Genomic DNA, 1,595 nt, shown 5'->3' with positions numbered 1-1,595 from the left:
GATCAACTCTGCCATTTCCCTGGTTTCCGACGGTGGCCGCGGTTTGTCCTGATCACCGCACATCAGCAACGTGGTTTCAGGATTCAGCTCGCCCAGACGCGGCAACAGATCATCACGACCAAACGTGATACGGCCCATCGGCACAATGCTTTCACGTAAACGCTCAGGCGGCAGCGCGGCCAGCCTGGCACGGAAATCCTGATAAAGCGCCGACTGAGGGTCAATGCCCGGACGGAAGAAAATCGGTACCACGATATCGAGTAACTGCGGCGAGATCACACCGCTGTCTTCGATCTGCTTGAACAACGAGAAATAGTACTGGCGAGTCGGCTCGGGCTCGACACCGACATAAGTGTCCATCAACACCAGGCCGTTGAGGCGCTGTGGGGCCGACAGCGCCAGACGCACGCCCCACATGCCGCCGACCGAAAGCCCGACCAGGGTGACGCGGTCAATATCCAGATGATCAAGCAGCTCCAGTACCTGCCGCGCCTGATCATCCAGCGAAGTCATACCCTCAGGTAACGGCCCGGACTCCCCGTGCCCCCACAGGTCCACGGCAATCACCCGATAGTGTTGCGACAACACTGCAATCTGCGGTGCCCACATGGCCTGGTCCCACAAGTAACTACCGGCCAACAGCACCACCGGGCCGCAGCCCTGATCAACGTAGTKAAGCGCTTGTCCATCTATCGTAGCGAAGGGCATCCACGGTCTCCTTTCTGAATGGGGTCAACCAAAAAACTCCGGCAGCCTGTCCCGGTGACAGGGGACAGTCAATCCGAACTTCAATAGAGGTTGTAACACGTCTGCGCTGGTCAGCAGCAAGCGCGGTTCAAGGACTGTCTGCGTGAGGCATAGGCCAAAGAGGCCCGCAATATAACAATCGCTATCAATTGACAATAATTATCATTGACACTAGTTTGTCACTCGATACGTAGGACGGCTCCGCCCCCCTTGTCGTCCTACTTACTTTTTGCAGCAAGGTGATTTCCATGATGGAACCAGTAACCACAAGCAGGTGCGACTCACCCTTACTCCAGGCGTTCGTTGATAACCGACTGATTCTGGTCAAAATCGCAGCCCGCATTACCGGCTGCCGATCCCGGGCTGAAGATGTCGTTCAGGATGCGTTTTTCAGGCTGCAATCGGCACCGCAAATGACCTCCTCGTTCAAGGCTCGACTCAGCTACCTGTTTCAGATCGTGCGCAACCTGGCGATTGACCACTACCGCAGACAGGCGCTGGAACAAAAGTATTCGGGCACCGAAGAAGAAGGCTTGAACGTGGTCATTCACAATGCCTCGCCAGAAACCTCGCACATCAACTTCTCGATTCTGGAAAACATTGCCGATGCCCTCGGCCAGTTACCGAGTCGCACCCGCTACGCCTTCGAGATGTATCGCCTGCACGGCGTGCCGCAAAAGGACATCGCCAAGGAACTCGGCGTGTCGCCGACCCTGGTGAACTTCATGATCCGTGATGCCCTGGTGCATTGCCGCAAGGTTTCGGGTAAGCGCAGCGATACCTTCGCCCGCCGCTAAGATCTGTATTTTCGGCACCCTTATCGCGAGCAGGCTCGCTCCCACATTGGT

2 protein-coding genes are annotated in these 1,595 nt (G+C 56.6%); one reads left to right on the top strand and one right to left on the bottom strand.

The annotated features are described in order from the left end of the window. Positions 1–708, bottom strand: a 708-nt coding sequence (locus tag AC1DH9_RS28870; RefSeq protein ID WP_477809304.1) for an alpha/beta fold hydrolase, incomplete at its 3' end; no start/stop codon positions are given. Between the two features lie 287 nt (positions 709–995). Between AC1DH9_RS28870 and AC1DH9_RS28865 the strand changes: the two genes are divergently transcribed. After that, positions 996–1,544, top strand: coding sequence for an RNA polymerase factor sigma-70 (locus tag AC1DH9_RS28865; protein WP_427543604.1), 549 nt, complete (start codon positions 996–998; stop codon positions 1,542–1,544). The last annotated feature ends 51 nt before the right edge of the window (positions 1,545–1,595 follow it).

It is taken from the genome of Pseudomonas sp. 05T35, from assembly GCF_056396605.1.
The sequence above is the reverse complement of the archived record's forward strand: the minus strand, read 5'-3'. Positions and strand labels throughout refer to the sequence as shown.